Annotated in this window: 14 protein-coding genes; 10 read left to right on the top strand and 4 right to left on the bottom strand. The window is 69.6% G+C overall.

The window, feature by feature from the left end; all coding sequences use genetic code 11:
* Positions 1-61 precede the first annotated feature (61 nt).
* Positions 62-1,561, top strand: a complete 1,500-nt coding sequence (locus AB0L64_RS35720) for an MFS transporter (protein ID WP_363717412.1) — start codon at positions 62-64, stop codon at positions 1,559-1,561.
* Between the two features lie 128 nt (positions 1,562-1,689).
* Complete coding sequence (locus AB0L64_RS35715; protein WP_363717411.1) at positions 1,690-2,688, top strand: hypothetical protein; 999 nt, start codon at positions 1,690-1,692, stop codon at positions 2,686-2,688.
* Positions 2,689-2,716: 28 nt separating this feature from the next.
* Here the strand turns inward: AB0L64_RS35715 and AB0L64_RS35710 are convergent, their stop codons facing one another.
* Positions 2,717-4,009 carry an MFS transporter gene (locus AB0L64_RS35710; protein ID WP_363717410.1) on the bottom strand — a complete coding sequence of 431 codons (1,293 nt, stop codon included), beginning with the start codon at positions 4,007-4,009 and terminating at the stop codon, positions 2,717-2,719.
* Between the two features lie 148 nt (positions 4,010-4,157).
* On the opposite strand from AB0L64_RS35710, the gene AB0L64_RS35705 reads away from it, so the two are divergent.
* Together AB0L64_RS35705 and AB0L64_RS35700 are read left to right on the top strand one after the other, a co-directional pair.
* Positions 4,158-5,135: an ATP-binding cassette domain-containing protein gene (locus tag AB0L64_RS35705; protein WP_363717409.1), complete on the top strand. Its 978-nt coding sequence runs from the start codon at positions 4,158-4,160 to the stop codon at positions 5,133-5,135.
* Positions 5,132-5,968 carry an ABC transporter permease gene (locus AB0L64_RS35700; RefSeq protein WP_363717408.1) on the top strand — a complete coding sequence of 279 codons (837 nt, stop codon included), beginning with the start codon at positions 5,132-5,134 and terminating at the stop codon, positions 5,966-5,968. Before AB0L64_RS35705 ends, AB0L64_RS35700 begins: the two co-directional genes overlap by 4 nt.
* Positions 5,969-6,034: 66 nt before the next feature.
* Here AB0L64_RS35700 and greA read toward each other — a convergent pair whose 3' ends face one another.
* Positions 6,035-6,547 (bottom strand): transcription elongation factor GreA, encoded by a 513-nt coding sequence (gene greA / locus AB0L64_RS35695; RefSeq protein WP_355700436.1) that lies wholly within the window; start codon positions 6,545-6,547, stop codon positions 6,035-6,037.
* Positions 6,548-6,818: 271 nt separating this feature from the next.
* On the opposite strand from greA, the gene AB0L64_RS35690 reads away from it, so the two are divergent.
* Entirely contained in the window at positions 6,819-8,126 is a 1,308-nt protein-coding gene (locus AB0L64_RS35690) for a hypothetical protein (protein WP_363717407.1), read from the top strand.
* Here AB0L64_RS35690 and AB0L64_RS35685 read toward each other — a convergent pair.
* Positions 8,123-8,551: a DUF4307 domain-containing protein gene (locus AB0L64_RS35685; protein ID WP_363717406.1), complete on the bottom strand. Its 429-nt coding sequence runs from the start codon at positions 8,549-8,551 to the stop codon at positions 8,123-8,125. The two genes, AB0L64_RS35690 and AB0L64_RS35685, sit on opposite strands and share 4 nt — an antisense overlap.
* A gap of 58 nt (positions 8,552-8,609) precedes the next feature.
* Between AB0L64_RS35685 and mca the strand changes: the two genes are divergently transcribed.
* The 3 genes from mca (at position 8,610) to AB0L64_RS35670 (ending at position 10,980) form a co-directional block, all read left to right on the top strand.
* Positions 8,610-9,473: a mycothiol conjugate amidase Mca gene (gene mca, locus AB0L64_RS35680; protein ID WP_355700439.1), complete on the top strand. Its 864-nt coding sequence runs from the start codon at positions 8,610-8,612 to the stop codon at positions 9,471-9,473.
* A 43-nt stretch (positions 9,474-9,516) separates the two neighbouring features.
* Positions 9,517-9,816 carry a hypothetical protein gene (locus AB0L64_RS35675; protein ID WP_363717405.1) on the top strand — a complete coding sequence of 100 codons (300 nt, stop codon included), beginning with the start codon at positions 9,517-9,519 and terminating at the stop codon, positions 9,814-9,816.
* Between the two features lie 138 nt (positions 9,817-9,954).
* Complete coding sequence (locus AB0L64_RS35670; RefSeq protein ID WP_363717404.1) at positions 9,955-10,980, top strand: CopD family protein; 1,026 nt, start codon at positions 9,955-9,957, stop codon at positions 10,978-10,980.
* On the opposite strand, the gene AB0L64_RS35665 is transcribed toward AB0L64_RS35670, so the two are convergent.
* A complete protein-coding gene (locus tag AB0L64_RS35665; RefSeq protein ID WP_359926363.1) occupies positions 10,977-11,504 on the bottom strand; it encodes a nitroreductase family protein in 528 nt (175 codons plus the stop codon). The two genes, AB0L64_RS35670 and AB0L64_RS35665, sit on opposite strands and share 4 nt — an antisense overlap.
* Positions 11,505-11,540: 36 nt before the next feature.
* Between AB0L64_RS35665 and AB0L64_RS35660 the strand changes: the two genes are divergently transcribed.
* Both AB0L64_RS35660 and AB0L64_RS35655 read left to right on the top strand, forming a co-directional pair.
* Positions 11,541-13,526, top strand: a complete 1,986-nt coding sequence (locus AB0L64_RS35660; RefSeq protein WP_363717403.1) for a thioredoxin domain-containing protein — start codon at positions 11,541-11,543, stop codon at positions 13,524-13,526.
* Positions 13,527-13,752: 226 nt separating this feature from the next.
* Positions 13,753-15,837 carry a M4 family metallopeptidase gene (locus AB0L64_RS35655; RefSeq protein WP_363717401.1) on the top strand — a complete coding sequence of 695 codons (2,085 nt, stop codon included), beginning with the start codon at positions 13,753-13,755 and terminating at the stop codon, positions 15,835-15,837.
* Positions 15,838-15,903: the final 66 nt, after the last annotated feature.

The raw sequence follows: 15,903 nt of genomic DNA, 5'->3' as shown, positions 1-15,903 counted from the left end.
TCTATGCAAACGCATTTAATGCCTAGACATTAGATGCACACGCATGCAATAGTCTCTCCTCGTGACCGAAACAACGCACACCACATCACCGGCCCGCATGACCTGGGACGCGCGCCTCTGGGGCGCACTTCTGGTGGTCTGCGGCGTGATCTTCCTCGACGGCCTGGACGTGTCCATGGTCGGCATGTCCCTGCCGTCCATCGGCGCCGACCTGGGCGTCTCCCTGGCCTCTCTGCAATGGGTCGTGACCGGCTACGTGCTCGGGTACGGCGGCCTGCTGCTGCTCGGCGGCCGGACCGCCGACCTGCTCGGCCGGCGCCGCGTCTTCCTGATCGCGCTGGCCGTCTTCGCCGTCGTCTCGATGCTGAGCTCACTGGCGAGCAACCCCGAACTGCTCATCGCGGCGCGGTTCGTGAAGGGCGTCGCGGCGGCGTTCACCGCCCCGGCCGCGCTCTCGATCATCACCACGACCTTCCACGAGGGCCCGGATCGCAACCGCGCCCTCAGCATCTTCACCACCTGCGCCGCCAGCGGCTTCTCGATGGGCCTGATCCTCGGCGGTGCGCTGACCGAGGTCGGCTGGCGCTGGACCTTCCTGATGCCCGGCCCGGTCGCCCTGATCGTGCTGCTGTTCGGCATCAAGCTGATCCCGAACAGCCCGCGCGACGACGCCGCCGGCGGGTACGACGTACCGGGGGCGGTCACCGTCACCGCGGGCATGCTGTCCCTGGTCTACGCGGTCGTCGGCGCCGAGCACGCCGGCTGGGTCTCGTTCCAGACCATCGGGCTGTTCGCGCTCGCGGCCGTGCTGCTGGCCGGCTTCGTCGCGATCGAGCAGCGCACCAAGCACCCGCTGGTCCGGCTCGGCATCCTGCGCAACGCCTCGCTGCGGCGGGCGAACCTGGCCATCCTGACCGTCTTCGGTTCGTACGTCGCCTTCCAGCTGATCGGCACCCTGTACCTGCAGAACCTGCTGGGCTGGTCGTCGTTCGAGACCGCGCTCGGCTTCCTCCCGGCCGGCCTGCTGGTCGCCACGCTGTCCCCGAACGTCGGCAAGATCGTCGACCGGGTCGGTACCGAGAAGATGATCATCGTCGCGATGGCGCTGTTCGTCGCCGGGTACGCGCTCTCGCTGCGCATCGGTCCGGAGTCCGCGTACTTCTCCGAGGTGTTCCCGACCATCATGCTGCTCGGTCTCGGGTTCGCGATCGGGTTCCCGTCGCTGAACATCCAGGCCGTGTCCGGGGTCCCGGACCACGAGCAAGGGCTGGCCTCCGGGCTGTTCAACACCTCCAACCAGGTGGGCGGCGCGGTGGTCCTCGCGATCGTGACCGCGGTGATCAGCAGCCAGACCGTCGGCGTCACGGCACCGACCGGGATCCTGTCCGCGTACAAGTCCGGCCTCGGCGTCGTCACGGGGATCGCTGCGCTCGGCCTGGTCATCGCGCTGACCGGTCTGCGCGGCCTGCGCGCCCGCCGGGCCGTCGAGGAACGGGAGGCCGCGGAACTGGCCGCCGTACAGGACGAACTGGCGTCGGAAGAGATGACCCCGGCCGCCTGACAACAACCAGCCCTCCCAGGCTGTGCGGTTATAGATGAAGTAGTGCGGATCCTTCCGGGGGTCCGCACTACTGCTTTTCGGGGCGATCCCCGATTGGTTTCGGCCCGGTGGGGTGCTGGACTGGGGACATGAGCAACCAGAGCTACGACGAGAAGGTCAAGGCCATCCTCGACCGCGTCGCGAAAGGCCACCTGTCCACCGAGGAGGCCACCACCCTGATCGCCGCCATCAAACCGGCCGCCGACGCCGGTGACACCTCGACCGCTGATGGGCCGGGCGCCAAGGAGCCGGTTGCCGAGGAGGGGACCCAGGACGCCCCGCGCCGGAACTCGACCGACTGGCCGGCCGCCGAGGACCTCGCGTCCCCGGAGGTCTGGGCGGACGCCGTCGACTCACCCGCCGCCGAACGTGCTCCCGAGCCTGCAGCCGAGGCGGTCGTCGAGCCGGCTGTGGAGGAGGCCGAGCCGGTCGAGGAGGAGCACAGCAACGTGCCGATTCCGTCGGGCGTGCAGCGGGTGACCGTGCGGGCGATCGGGCGGCGGGTGCGGCTGATCGGCGAGCCGGCCGTGAACGGCGTCGCCGTCGACGGGCCGCACGTGATCAAGCGCGACGGCGACACCCTCGCGATCAGCAGCGAGGGCGACATGGGCGTCTCGATCGACGGCTTCAGCATGCTGCGCAACCCGACCGACCTGAAGGCGCACGTCAACGGCCTCGCCAGGGAGCTGTCGATCCGCGTGAACCCGCAGCTCCAGGTCGAGGTCGAGGTCACCGGCGGCAGCGTCAACGCCGAGCGCCTGCCCGGCCTGAGCCGCGTCCGCGTCACCGCCGGTACGGCGAAGGTCTCCGACGTCGACGGCCCGATCGATGTCCTCGTCCAGGCCGGCTCCGCGAACCTGGACGCCCAGATCACCAAGGGCCGCTCCCGCGTCCGCGTCGAGTCCGGTACGGCGCAGGTCGCGCTCCGCCGGGGCTCCGACGTGCACGTCCACACCGAGGCCCAACTCGGCCGCGTCACCTGGACCGGCGCCGTCTCCGGCCAGTCCAAGGACGTGGAGATCGGCCGCGGGCGCGCCGCCCTCGACGTCGAGGTCCTGGTCGGCACCGCCCAGATCGCCTCGGACTGACGGCGCCCGGATCGCCAGGCCATCACAATCACCCGTCCGCCGCACCGCCACGCGGGCGCACGCCTTGGTCCGGCGATTGTGATGGCCCTGGGATCCCCGCCAGCTCGGGAGGAACAGTCCGCAAGGTGCGGAGTGGGGAGAAGTAGAGGAAGGCGTTGCCGGCCAGGGTGCCGAGGCCTGCTATCCACAGCGTGGTGTGCAGGCCGAACGCCGTGCCGAGGGCGCCGCCGAGGAGACTGCCCAGCGGTGCGGCGCCCCAGCTGACGAAGCTCATGGTGGCGCTGACCCGGCCTTGCAAGTCCGGCGGGCAGAGGCGCTGCTGTGTGCTGACCTGCAGGATGTAGCTGACGATGATGCAGAAGCCGGCCAGCAGCGTGGCCACCACGAACCAGCTCACCATCCAGCCGGGCGCGGTGAGGGCCTGCAGGGTGAACGCGACACCGATGCCCGTCGACGACAACAGCAGCGTGCGTGCATCGCCGTACCGGGTGCTGAGCTTCTCGGTGACGGCCGAGGCGACGATCGCGCCGAGCAGGCCGATCATGCTGAGGACGCCGATGGTCGCCGGCTGCAGATGGACGCCGCGGACCAGGTAGACGACCACGATCGCGCCCGCGGCGGCCTGGAAGAGCATGGTCACCATCGTGTTCAGCGCGAGCGGTCGCAGCAGCGGATGCCGGAAGACGTACCGCATGCCGTCGCCGATCTCGCGGCGCAGGTTCGGCCGTTCGGGTTTCACGGGCTCGGCCTCCGGCGTCCGGATGCTTCGCAGCCAGAGCGCTGACCAGAGGAAGGTCAGGGCGTCCAGGCCGATGGTCAGCGCCGCCCCGAGCCATTGGACGAGCAGGCCGCTCGCACCGGCGCCGATGACGGCCGCGATCGAGTGGTTCGCGGCCAGCTTGGCGTTGCCCGGCAGCAGGCGGTCCCGCTCGAGCAGCCGCGGCAGGTACGAGTTGTGCGCGACGTCGAACAGCACCGTCAGGATCCCGGCCGGCACCAGCACGACGTACACCTGTGTGAGCGTGAGTACGTCGAACCACCAGGCGATCGGGATCGACGCGAACAGGAGTGCGCGGAGCAGGTCGGCGTAGACCAGGACCGGTCGGCAGCGGATCCGGTCCGCCCAGGCGCCCGCGAACAGGCCGAGGACGAGCCAGGCGGCCGTCTCGCACGTCCGGAGCAGTGAGACCTGGAGCGTCGACGCGTCCAGGGTGAGGACGGCGAGCAGCGGGATCGCGCCCATGCTCAGGCGGGATCCGAGCTGACTGAGCAGGTCGGCGGCCCACAACCGGCGGAAATCGGGATGGCGGAGGATGCCCATTCCGCGACCGTAGGGCCAAACCTGAGCCCTGTCGACTCAAGTATCAACAAAGTTGAGTCGACTGGACTCAATATAATTTTGGAGTGAAATTGTCGGTGTTCTCCGGCAGGATGGTGGCCTGCGTCACATCCAGAAGGGGGACGTGCGGATGGCTGCAATCGAGGCAACCGGCCTCGTGAAGACGTTCAAAGGCCGACAGGCCACGGTCAAGGCACTCGACGGGATCGACCTCGACGTGCCGGAAGGGACAGTGCTCGGCCTGCTCGGGCCGAACGGGGCGGGCAAGACCACCACGGTCCGGGTGCTCACCACGCTGATGAAGCCGGATGCCGGCTCCGCCCGCGTGCTCGGCCACGACGTGGTGACCGAGGCGGACACCGTCCGGTCGCTGGTGGGGCTGTCGGGGCAGTATGCCGCGGTCGACGAGCTGCTCACCGGCCGGGAGAACCTGTGGATGTTCGGCCGGCTGTACCGGCTGACCAGCCGGCAGGCGAAGGAGCGGGCCGAGGAGCTGCTGGCGACGTTCGACCTGACCGACGCCGCGGACCGGATCCTGAAGACGTACTCGGGCGGCATGCGGCGCCGGCTCGACCTGGCCGGGTCGCTGATCGCGCACCCGAAGGTGCTGTTCCTCGACGAGCCGACCACGGGCCTGGACCCGCGCTCGCGCCTCGACCTGTGGCAGATCATCCGCGACCGGGTCCGCGAGGGCGTGACGATCCTGCTCACCACGCAGTACCTGGAAGAGGCCGACGAGCTGGCCGACAGCATCGCGGTCGTCGACCACGGCTCGGTGATCGCCCGCGGTACGGCGGACGAGCTCAAGGCGAAGGTCGGCGGCGAGCGGATCGAGGTCGTCGTGCACGATCCGGGCGACGCCGTGCGGGCGCTGGAGCTGCTGACCCGCGCGCTCGGGATCGCGGATCCGGAGTCGACCACGCTCGAGGAGCACACCCGCCGGATCACGGTGCCGGCCCCGGGCGGCTCGAGCGCGCTGGTCGAGGTGATCCGGACGCTCGACGCGGCCGGGATCCGGATCGCCGACATCGGGCTGCGGCGCCCGACGCTGGACGACGTGTTCCTCAGCCTGACCGGGCACGAGGCCGAGCAGAAGGAGACAGTGTGAGTGCGGAGCTGCCGGCCCGGGTGAACCCGATCGGCCGGGCGTTGTCGGATGCCGGGATCCTCGCCTGGCGGAGCCTGAAGCGGATCCCGCGGACGCCGGACATGCTGATCTACGCGACCATCCAGCCGATCATGTTCGTGCTGCTGTTCGCCTACGTGTTCGGCAACGCGATTCCGATCCCGGGCTTCCCCGGACCGCAGGCGTACCGGGAGTTCCTGATGGCCGGGATCTTCGCGCAGACGATGGCGTTCGCGGTCGCCTCGGCGAGTGTCGGGCTGGCCGACGACATGTCGAAGGGCCTCATCGACCGGTTCCGGTCGTTGCCGATGGCGAGGTCCGGGGTGATCGCCGGACGGGTGGCCGGCGACCTGGTGTTCAACTCGTTCGTGATGGTGATCATGGTGCTCTGCGGCCTGCTCGTCGGCTGGCGCTGGCACAACGGGTTCGGGCAGGCCCTGGCGGCGTTCGGGATCCTGCTGCTGTTCGCGTTCGCGATGCTGTGGGTGGGCGCGCTGATCGGGCTGTCCGTCGGCGGACCCGAGGTGGCGTCGTCGGCGGGACTGATCTGGCTGTTCCCGCTGACCTTCCTGTCGAACGCGTTCGTGCCGACGCCGCAGCTGCCGAGCGCCCTGCAGCCGATCGCCGAGTGGAACCCGATCTCGTCGATCGTCGCGGCCTGCCGGCACCTGTTCGGCAACCCGTCGCCGTTCGCCAGCCCGGACAGCTTCCCGGCCCAGCACCCGGTCTGGCTGTCGCTGATCTGGTGCACGGCGATCATCGCCGTCTTCGCGCCGCTCGCGGTCCGCAAGTACCGCAGCGCGACCGGGCGCTGAACCGGCCCGCCAAGCCGAAGCGCCCCGGTGGGGGATCCCACCGGGGCGCTTCGGAAGCTTGGTGGGTCAGCCGGTGAAGGGTTCCGCGGCGACGATCTCGACGGTCACGTCCTTGCCGTTCGGGGCCTCGTAGGAGGCCTTGTCGCCCTTCTTCTTGCCGAGGATCGCCGCGCCGAGCGGAGACTGCGGCGAGTAGACGTCGATGTCCACCGACGCGTCCAGGGCGAGCAGCTCACGGGAGCCGAGCAGGAACGTCTCGACGTCGTCGTCGCCGGCGAACTTGATCGACACCTTCATGCCCGGCTCGATCTTGCCGCCGGCCTTCGGGGTCTCGCCGACCCGGGCCCGGCGGAGCATGTCCTCCAGCTGCCGGATCCGCGCCTCGATCTTGCCCTGCTCGTCCTTGGCGGCGTGGTAGCCGCCGTTCTCCTTGAGGTCGCCCTCGTCCCTGGCCTCGCTGATCCGCTGCGTGATCTCGGCACGGGCAGGGCCCTTCAGGTGCTCGAGCTCGGACTTCAGCTGGTCGTAACCGTCCTGCGTCAGCCAGACAACGCTGTCCTCGTCGATCTTCTGCGTCACGGGCTGCTCCTTGTGTCGGATGGGATGGGCAGGAAAATACTCTTGGCCGCCGTCGTCGACGGCGACCAATCCAATGAGCGTAGCAAGAGACCGCAGATCACGCAGGGTCTCCAGATGGTCGCAAACGCTTGGAAAACGCTTGCTCGTCGACATTTCGCCGATCGTGGAAAGTTTCCTGGCAATCGGTTGCCGCCAAGCAATCGATTGACGCCTGACCTGCGCTTTCCTACGCTCCCCAGGACAGCGGCCCGGGGCGGGGAAAGTGGTTCATGTGACAACGAGTGCCGAGCGGCCCTGGCCGCGCAGGCTGTGGATCGCGGGGGTGGCCGTGCTCGCGGTCCTGGCAGCCGCGGTGACCTGGTTCGTCGTGGGGCGCGGGGAAAGTGGCGCCGAGGTACCGGCGGCCGTGCCGACCACGACCGAACCGCCCTCCGAGGAGCAGCTGCTGGCCGGCGCCGAAGCCGTGCTGAAGGCTCGAGCGTCGGCCCTGCTGGCCGGTCGGCTGCCGCAGTACCTCCAGTACGTCGACCCGGAGAATCAGCAGCTCCGGCAACGCGACCAGCAGGTGTTCGCGAACCTGCGCAAGCTCGGCCTCTCCCGGCTGAGCTATCAGGTCGACACCAACTGGGCCCCGGAAGTGCAGGCGCAGCACGGCCCGAGCGCGCGGGCCCTGCGTGTCCTCATGCAGTTGCAGATCGCCGGCATCGACTCGGCTCCGCGGGCCACCTCGCTCGGCTACACCTTCGCCGAGCGCGACGGCCGTTGGCTGCTGGTCGACGACGACGATCTCGCGGCCGAGACGAACCTCAGCGCGTACCGCGAACCCTGGGACCTCGGCGCGATCGAGGTGGCGCGCCGCCCCGGCGTACTCGTCGTCGTACCGGCCGGCGAACGTCCCAACGCCGAACGTCTCGCCCGGGAGGCACAGCCGGCGATCCCGATCGTGCACTCGATCACCCGGCGCGCCCAGGCCGGCATTCTGGTCGTCGCGATGGCCGACAGCCGCTCGATGTCCGACGAATGGCGAACCGGCGGGCATCCGGCCGCCGCCGTGGCCGTGCCGAACTTCGCCCCGGCGAACCCGGAGGCGAGCGAGTTCAAGGTCACCGGCAGCCGCGTGGTCATCAACCCGGACCAGCGCACCAAGGCCGACCGGTTGCTGCTCGCGCACGAGTTCACGCATGCGGCGATGGAGCCGCTGGGGGACCGGGCGCCGATCTGGCTGGTAGAAGGCTTCGCGATGTACGTCGAGAACGAGCTCGCGGCGCGGGGTGAGTACCAGGACGAGATCGACGACCAGCGCCAGGAGTTGCTGAGCGAGAAGATTCCGGCGCTGGTGGTGCTCCCGATCGACGGTGTGTTCCACGGCGACTACGACGAGGACAGCTACGGCGTCGCCTGGATCATCGTCGAGTACCTGGTGAGCAAGTACGGGCAGGCCAAGGTGAACGCCCTGTACGCCGACCTGGCCCGCGGACCCGACGCCCCCGCGGCCCGGGAGCAGGTGCTGCGCAAGCACCTGAAGATCGGCGAGGCGGCGCTCGTCGCGGCGCTCAAGAAGTACGACGGGCCCGACTAGCGCGGGCGGTGCTGGTCCGCGGTGGTGCAGCCGACGAGGACGACCGATGTCGCCGAGCGTTGCGTTGTCAGCGTCACCGGGAGCACCTGGTGACGGGGTGCGTCCGCGGGGACCGTCAGCGTCACCTCGCCGACGATGGAGAAGTCGGCCGCTTTCGCCTGCAGCCGGCAGTTCGCCGCGACCGACTTGCTGCGGTCGACCTTGACGCTGGCCTTCACGCTGGTCGGCGAGACGATCTCGAATCCCTGCAGTTGCGACGTCACCGGCGGATTCGACTGCACCCACGCCACCCAGATCAACCAGGCCAGTCCGGCCAGCGCGATCACGCCCGCCACACCGATCAGCAGCGGCCGGCGGGACCGTCCGGACCGGCCGTAGCGGGCGTTCAGGTCGGAGGGCGGACTGGCGGCAGATGACTCGGTCACGGGGTGTCCAGGGGGTCGGTCGTGGGTTTTCGCGGGTGTTGGAGGACCATTGTGTCTTGTGAGTGGAGATCTTCGGTTGTTGCATGTGCACGCCCACCCGGACGACGAGTCGAGCAAGGGAGCCGCGTCGACCGCACGGTACGTCGCCGAAGGCGTGGAAGTGATGGTCGCCACGTGCACCGGCGGGGAGCGCGGATCGATCCTGAATCCGAAGATGGACCGCCCCGAGGTGCTGGCGAACATCACCGAGATCCGCCGCAAGGAGATGGACGCGGCGCGCGAGATCCTCGGCATCCGGCAGGAGTGGCTGGGCTGGGTGGACTCCGGCTTCCCGGAGGGCGACCCGTTGCCGCCGCTGCCCGAGGGCTGTTTCGCGGCGCAGAAGGTCGAGGACGCCGCCGCGCCGCTGGTGAAGCTGATCCGCGAGTTCCGCCCGCAGGTCGTGACGACGTACGACGAGAACGGCGGCTACCCGCACCCGGACCACGTCATGTGCCACCAGATCACCGTGGCCGCGTTCGAGGCCGCGGGGGACAAGGACGCCTACCCGGAGCTGGGCGAGCCGTGGCAGCCGCTCAAGCTGTACTACCACCACACGTTCCACTACGAGCGGATGAAGGCGCTGCACGACGGCATGGTCGCGCGCGGCCTCGAGTCGCCGTACGCCGAGCGGCTGAAGGACTGGAAGCCGGACCCGGAGAACGAGCGCCGGATCACCACCCGGGTGGAGTGCGCGAAGTACTTCGAGGTGCGCGATCGGGCACTGCTCGCGCACGCCACCCAGATCGACCCGGACGGCGCCTGGTTCGCTGTACCGCTCGACGTGCACCAGGCGGCCTGGCCGACCGAGGACTACGAGCTCGCGCGGAGTGTGGTCGAGTCCGAGCTGCCCGAGGACGATCTGTTCGCGGGGCTGCACTGACGGGCGGCGCGGACAATGAGACAATGGTGGCGTGGTAACAGCGATGATCTCCCTTCAGACGGCCGAGATCGACCCCAACGTGGTGAAGCCGGGGTGGGTCGCGCTGCTGATCGTGCTGGCGCTCGGTGCCGCCACGGTGCTGCTGTGGCGCAACATGGGCAAGCAGCTGAAGCGGATCGACTTCGATCGCGATGGTGCGGACGACCCAGCACCGTCCGGCGACCCAGCGAGTCCGGACCGCTCAGCGTCCCCGGCTACCGATGCAGCGCCGACGACTTCGGCCCCGACCCCGACGACTTCGGCCCCGACGCCGAGTGAGTCCAAGGACCACTCAGAGCACTGAGTCGGTGTCAGTGCGGTGACTGAATCCTGGGAGCTCGGAAACACCCTGGTCACGAGATGGTGTCGGACTGGGCGGCCCACCTCCGGCTGACCCTATAGTGAGCCGCGTGCTGAATGGTGCCCAGGACCGGTCCCCCCGGTGACCGCGACCCGCGCCGCCCGGCATCGCATGCCCGGACGTCTGGTCGTGGGTGGGGTGGGTGCTGTTCTCGTCGCCTCGGCGGCGTTGGTGGCCGCGTTGTTCGCGGCGGACAGCGAGCCTCGTGATGTCGGCGGGATCGGCGGTCCGGATGTCTTCGTCGCTTGGCTGCTGCCGCTGTTGCGGATGATCTCCACGCTGGCGACGGTCGGCTGCGCCGGTGCGCTGCTGGCCGCGGTCGTCCTGCTGCGGGTCGAGGGCGGGCCGCTCGGCGTACAGGGCCGGCGTGCGGTCCGGGACGCGAGCAACGCGGCGATCATCTGGGCGGTGTGCGCGTTCGCGGGTGCGATCGTGACCGCGTCGCTGCTGCTGAACACGCCGGTGCTGCTGCTCCGGCTCCGCCTCGACGACGCGCTCGGCGTGCCCGAGGTGAAGGCGCTGCTGATCACCGGCATCCTGGTCCTCGCGCTGGCGATCGGGATCCGCCGGGTGCAGACGTCCGCGGCCGCGGGACTCGGCGTGCTGGTCGCGATCGGCGCACTGATACCGACCGCGGTCACGGCGTACCCGAGGAACGAGTCGTACGTCGTCCTGGCCGGCGCCGCCCTGGTGATCCACGTGATCGCGGCGACGACCTGGATCGGCGGACTCGCCGGCCTGGTCCGGTACGGGCGGGCGAGCCGGACCGGACTGCCGCTCGTGATGGAGCGGTACGGTCAGGCGGCGTTCATCTCGGCGATCGCCGTCCTGGTCAGCGGCCTGATCAGTGCCGTCGGCCGCTTGGCGGCGAAGGGCGGTGGCTGGGGCTCGCTCGTCGACGCCCTCACCGAGGACGCGTACGGCGCGCTGCTGATCGCCAAGGTGGCGGCGTTCGTGCTCCTGGTCGTCCTCGCGGCGATCCACCGGGCTCGCTCCGACGTCGACCTGCTGGACTCCGGCGGCCCGTTCTGGCGCGTGGTCGGCGTCGAGCTCCTGGTGATGGCGCTCACCCTCGGCCTGTCGGTCGCCTTGTCGCAGACCGCCTAGTCCCAGGGAGCCGTGCGCAGGTCAGCGGTACTGCGACGCTCCCGATCGGCCGGGCGGTCCTCCGCGGGCCGGCCGACCGCGATCATCGAGAGGATGTGCCAGCCGGGGCCGGGATCGAGGTCCGCGGTGAGGGACTCGAGGTCGAACGCGCGGAACTGGCGACAGGCGAGATCCATCGCGTGGGCCTGCAGGGTGAGGTGCGCGACCGACTGCCCGAGGTCGTAGTCCGCGAAGTCGGAGTACGCCCAGTCGGTGTCCTCGACGTACCGGTGGGCCATCGTCACGATCAGCAGCGACGCGCTCGGCGCCCAGCGGGCCGAGCTGCGGGCGAGATGCCGTACGACGCGCTTGTGCTCGGGCTCGCCGCGGCGCGCCACGAAGTACGCCCAGGGCTGCGAGTTGCCCGCGGACGGCGCCCAGCGGGCCGCGTCGAGGAGCAGTTCGACGTCGTCCTCGGAGACGGTCCAGGCGGGATCGAACATCAGCGGGCTGAAGCGGCTGGCGAGCAAAGGGTGGACGGGCACGCTCCCATTCAACCCCGGACGCATACGGTGGGACGTATGGCGAACGAACTCGGGCGGTCGACCAGTCCGTACCTGCGGCAGCACGCGGACAACCCGGTGGAGTGGCGGGAGTGGTCCGAGCGGGCGTTCGCCGAAGCCCGCGAGCGGGACGTGCCGGTCTTCTTGTCGGTGGGGTACTCCGCGTGTCACTGGTGTCATGTGATGGCGCACGAGTCGTTCGAGGACGCCGCGACCGCCGCGTACCTGAGCGAGCACTTCGTCAGCGTGAAGGTCGACCGCGAGGAGCGGCCGGACGTCGACGCGATCTACATGTCGGCGACCGTGGCGATGACCGGGCAGGGCGGCTGGCCGATGTCGGTGTTCCTGACGCCGGCGGGCGAGCCGTTCTTCTGCGGCACGTACTTCCCGAAGGACACCCGCGGCGGGATGGCGTCGTTCCGGCAGGTGCTGGAGGCGATCGCCGACGCGTGGCAGCACCGGCGCGAGCAGCTCGACGGGATCGGCAAGCGGGTCGTCGAACAGCTCGGCGCGCACCAGCCTGCCGGCGAGGAGGCGTTCGATCTCGACCGCGCCGTCCAACTGCTGAAGACCGACTTCGACCCGGTCGACGCCGGCTTCGGGCGGGCCCCGAAGTTCCCGCCGTCGATGGTGCTCGACTTCCTGCTCCGGCACCACCGGCGCACCGGAGACGAGGACGCGCTCGCGATGGTTGCCCACACCTGCGACCGGATGGCGCGGGGCGGCATGTACGACCAGCTGGCCGGCGGCTTCGCGCGGTACTCCGTCGACGGGCAGTGGGTCGTTCCGCACTTCGAGAAGATGCTGTACGACAACGCGCTGCTCCTCGACGTCTACACGCACTGGTGGACGCTCAGCGGCGACCCGCTGGCGCGACGCGTCGCCGAGGAGACCGCCGGCTTCCTGCTCGCGGAGCTCCGGACGCCGGAGGGCGGCTTCGCCTCCGCGCTCGACGCCGACACCGAGGGCGAGGAAGGCAAGTACTACGTCTGGACGCCGGACGAGCTTCGGCAGGTGCTCGGGGACGACGCCGCCTGGGTGATCGAGCTCTGCGACGTGACGGGCACGTTCGAGCACGGTACGTCGGTACTCCAGCTTCGGCGGGATCCGGAGGACGTCGAGCGGTGGGATCGGGTGCGCTCGACGCTCGCGCAGGTGCGGAGCAGGCGCCCATACCCCGGCCGGGACGACAAGGTCGTTGCCGCGTGGAACGGGTTGGCGATCACGGCGTTGACGCGGGCCGGGGTGGTGCTCGACAGGCCTGAGTACGTCGAGGCCGCGGCTGCGGCGGCGCGGTTGATCCGGGAGGTGCATCTTGACGGCGCTCGGTTGTACCGGACGTCGCGGGACGGAGTGCGGGGGAGTGCGGACGGCGTACTCGAGGACTACGCGGCGTTCGCCCAGGGGTGCTTGACGCTGCTCGGTGCGACCGGTGATGTCGAGTGGTTCCGGGTGGCGGAGGGCTTGCTGGGCAGGGTTCTGGAGCAGTTTGTTGCTGATGGCTCCTACTTCGACACGGCCGCGGACGCGGAGCAGTTGGTGTGGCGGCCGCAGGACGCGACGGACAACGCGACCCCGTCGGGGGTCAGCCTGGCGGCCGAGGCCCTCATCACGTTCGCGAGCCTGACCGGATCCGACAGCTACGAGACCGCCGCCCACCAGGCCCTGCAAGCCTCAGCAACCATCGCCGCCCGGGCCTCCCGCTTCGCGGGTCGCGCCCTGGCCGTCGCCGAAACAATTGCCGGAGGCCCCCTCGAGATCGCCGTCGTTGCCGCCGACGACTCTCTCACCGGCTCCGCGCGAGAGCTTGTGCGGGTCGCGTTCGCCGACGCTCCCTGGGGTACGCCGATCGCGGCCGGGGCGCCCGGTCTCGGCGTACCGCTGATGGACGGACGGGGGCTGGTCGGCGGGTCGCCGGCGGCGTTCGTGTGTCAGAAATTCACCTGCCGGCTGCCCGTGACGTTGCCGGAACACCTTCGGCAGGAGTTGCGCCCCACGGACTGATCCTGTCCCGGGCGCGGGTTTTCCCTGCGGTTTCGGCCGAATCCCTTGACTCACGGCGTACGGACGGCAACAGTCTGTCCTCAAGTCGGATGTAACAGAACTCGCATGCATCGACACGAAGTGTCACAAATGAGGCAGTGACACTGTTGCGTCAGCATCCGGCGCGTCCCCAACTGAATTAGGTCGCTGCGCCCAAACAGCGACCACACCGTGAGGAGATGTTGTCTTGAAACGACTGACATCAGCAGGGGCGGTGGCCGTCGTCGCGGCAGCGGGTCTTGCCGCTGGCGTGACAGGGTTCACCGCTTCGACCGCGGGTGCCGCCGACCGGACGGCTCCGCTCCCGGCATCCGGCTTCAACCAGCCGGCCGCCGTTCAGGCCGAACAGGCGCTGACCGCGCAGACGGCCGCCGCCCTCGGCCTCGGCACCGGCGAGCAGCTCAAGGTCCGCGATGTGGTGAAGGACGCGGACGGCACCGAGTACGTCCGCTACGACCGCACCTTCAACGGCCTCAAGGTCGTCGGCGGTGATCTGATCGTCAAGCGCAAGGGCGAGTCGATCGGGCAGGTCACGTACAACCGCGGCGCGAAGGCCGTCGCCGTCGCCACCAAGCCGACCCTGTCCCAGTCGGCCGCGCTCGCCAAGGGTGCGAAGGCCGCGGAGTTCAAGGCCACCGGCAACAAGGGTGAGTTGGTGGTCTTCGTGACGCCGACCAAGCCCGTCCTCGCGTACGAGGTGATCACCACCGGTGTGAAGGCCGACCAGACCCCGTCGGTGCTGCACTCGTTCATCGACGCCAAGTCCGGCGCGGTGCTCGACCAGGACGACGAGGTCAAGACCGGTACCGGCAACTCGATGTACTCCGGCACCGTCAGCATCGGCACGTCGGGCAGCTACACGATGAGCGACCCGAACCGCGGCGGCAACTACACCACGGACCTCAACGGTGCGACCTCCGGCAACGGCACCACGTTCACCGACCCCGACGACACCTGGGGCAACGGCGCCACGTCGAGCCGCCAGACCGCCGGTGTGGACGCGCACTACGGCGCCCAGCTGACCTGGGACTACTACAAGAACGTCCACGGCCGCAACGGAATCTTCAACAACGGCCAGGGCGCGCGGTCCCGCGTGCACTACGGCAACGCGTATGTGAACGCGTTCTGGGACGGCACCCAGATGACGTACGGCGACGGCGCGAGCAACGCCCGTCCGCTGACCGCGATCGACGTCGCCGGTCACGAGATGAGCCACGGTGTCACCGAGGCGACCGCGAACCTGAACTACTCCGGCGACGCCGGCGGCCTGAACGAGGCCACCTCCGACATCTTCGGTACGGCGGTGGAGTTCTCCGCGAACAACTCGTCCGACCCGGGTGACTACCTGATCGGCGAGAAGATCAACATCAACGGCAACGGCACGCCGCTGCGCTACATGGACAAGCCGTCGAAGGACGGCCGGAGCGTGGACTGCTGGTCGACCAGCACCGGCGGCCTGGACCCGCACTACTCGTCCGGCCCGCTGAACCACTGGTTCTACCTGGCCTCCGAGGGCACCGGCAGCAAGGTCATCGGCGGCGTGACGCACAGCAGCACCGCCTGCAACGGCGCCACCATCACCGGTATCGGCCGCGACGTGGCCGCCAAGGTCTGGTACCGCACGCTGAGCACCAAGCTGAGCTCGGGCAGCACCTACAAGGACGCCCGTGAGGGTGCGATCAACTCCGCGAAGGAGCTGTACGGCGCGGACTCCGCGCAGTGCAAGGGCATCGAGGCCGCGTTCAACGGCATCTCGGTCCCGGCCGGTGCGGCTGCCTGCTCGGGCGGCGGCGACCCGGAACCGCCGACCGGCGACAACCTGCTGCTGAACCCGGGCTTCGAGTCCGGCGCGGTGAACTGGACCGGCACCGCCGGCCCGATCACCAACGACTCGGGCCGCCCGGCGCGGACCGGCACCTGGAAGCTGTGGCTCGGCGGCAACGGCCGCGCCGCGGCCGAGAACGAGGCCCAGTCGGTCGCGATCCCGGCGTCGGCAACCAGCGCGACGCTGTCGTTCTGGATCCGCATCGACACCGCGGAGACCACCACCTCGACGGCGTACGACACCGCCAAGGTGCAGATCGTCGACGGTTCGACCACGACCACGCTGGCGACGTACTCGAACCTGAACAAGAACACGTCGTACGTCCAGAAGACGCTCAACGTGACGCAGTACAAGGGGAAGACGGTTTCGGTGAAGTTCGTCGGCACGGAGGACTCCTCCCTGCAGACCAGCTTCGTCATCGACGACACCTCCCTGATCGCGAGCTGACCTCGCGGTGAATCGTCCGGGGCGTGCGCGGCCCTCCGCCCAAGGCCCGCACGCCCCGGATTTCCT

This window comes from Kribbella sp. NPDC051936 (assembly GCF_040680955.1).
Lineage (GTDB): Bacteria > Actinomycetota > Actinomycetes > Propionibacteriales > Kribbellaceae > Kribbella.
Note: the sequence above shows the minus strand (reverse complement) of the source record. Positions and strands in the feature narration are given on the sequence as shown.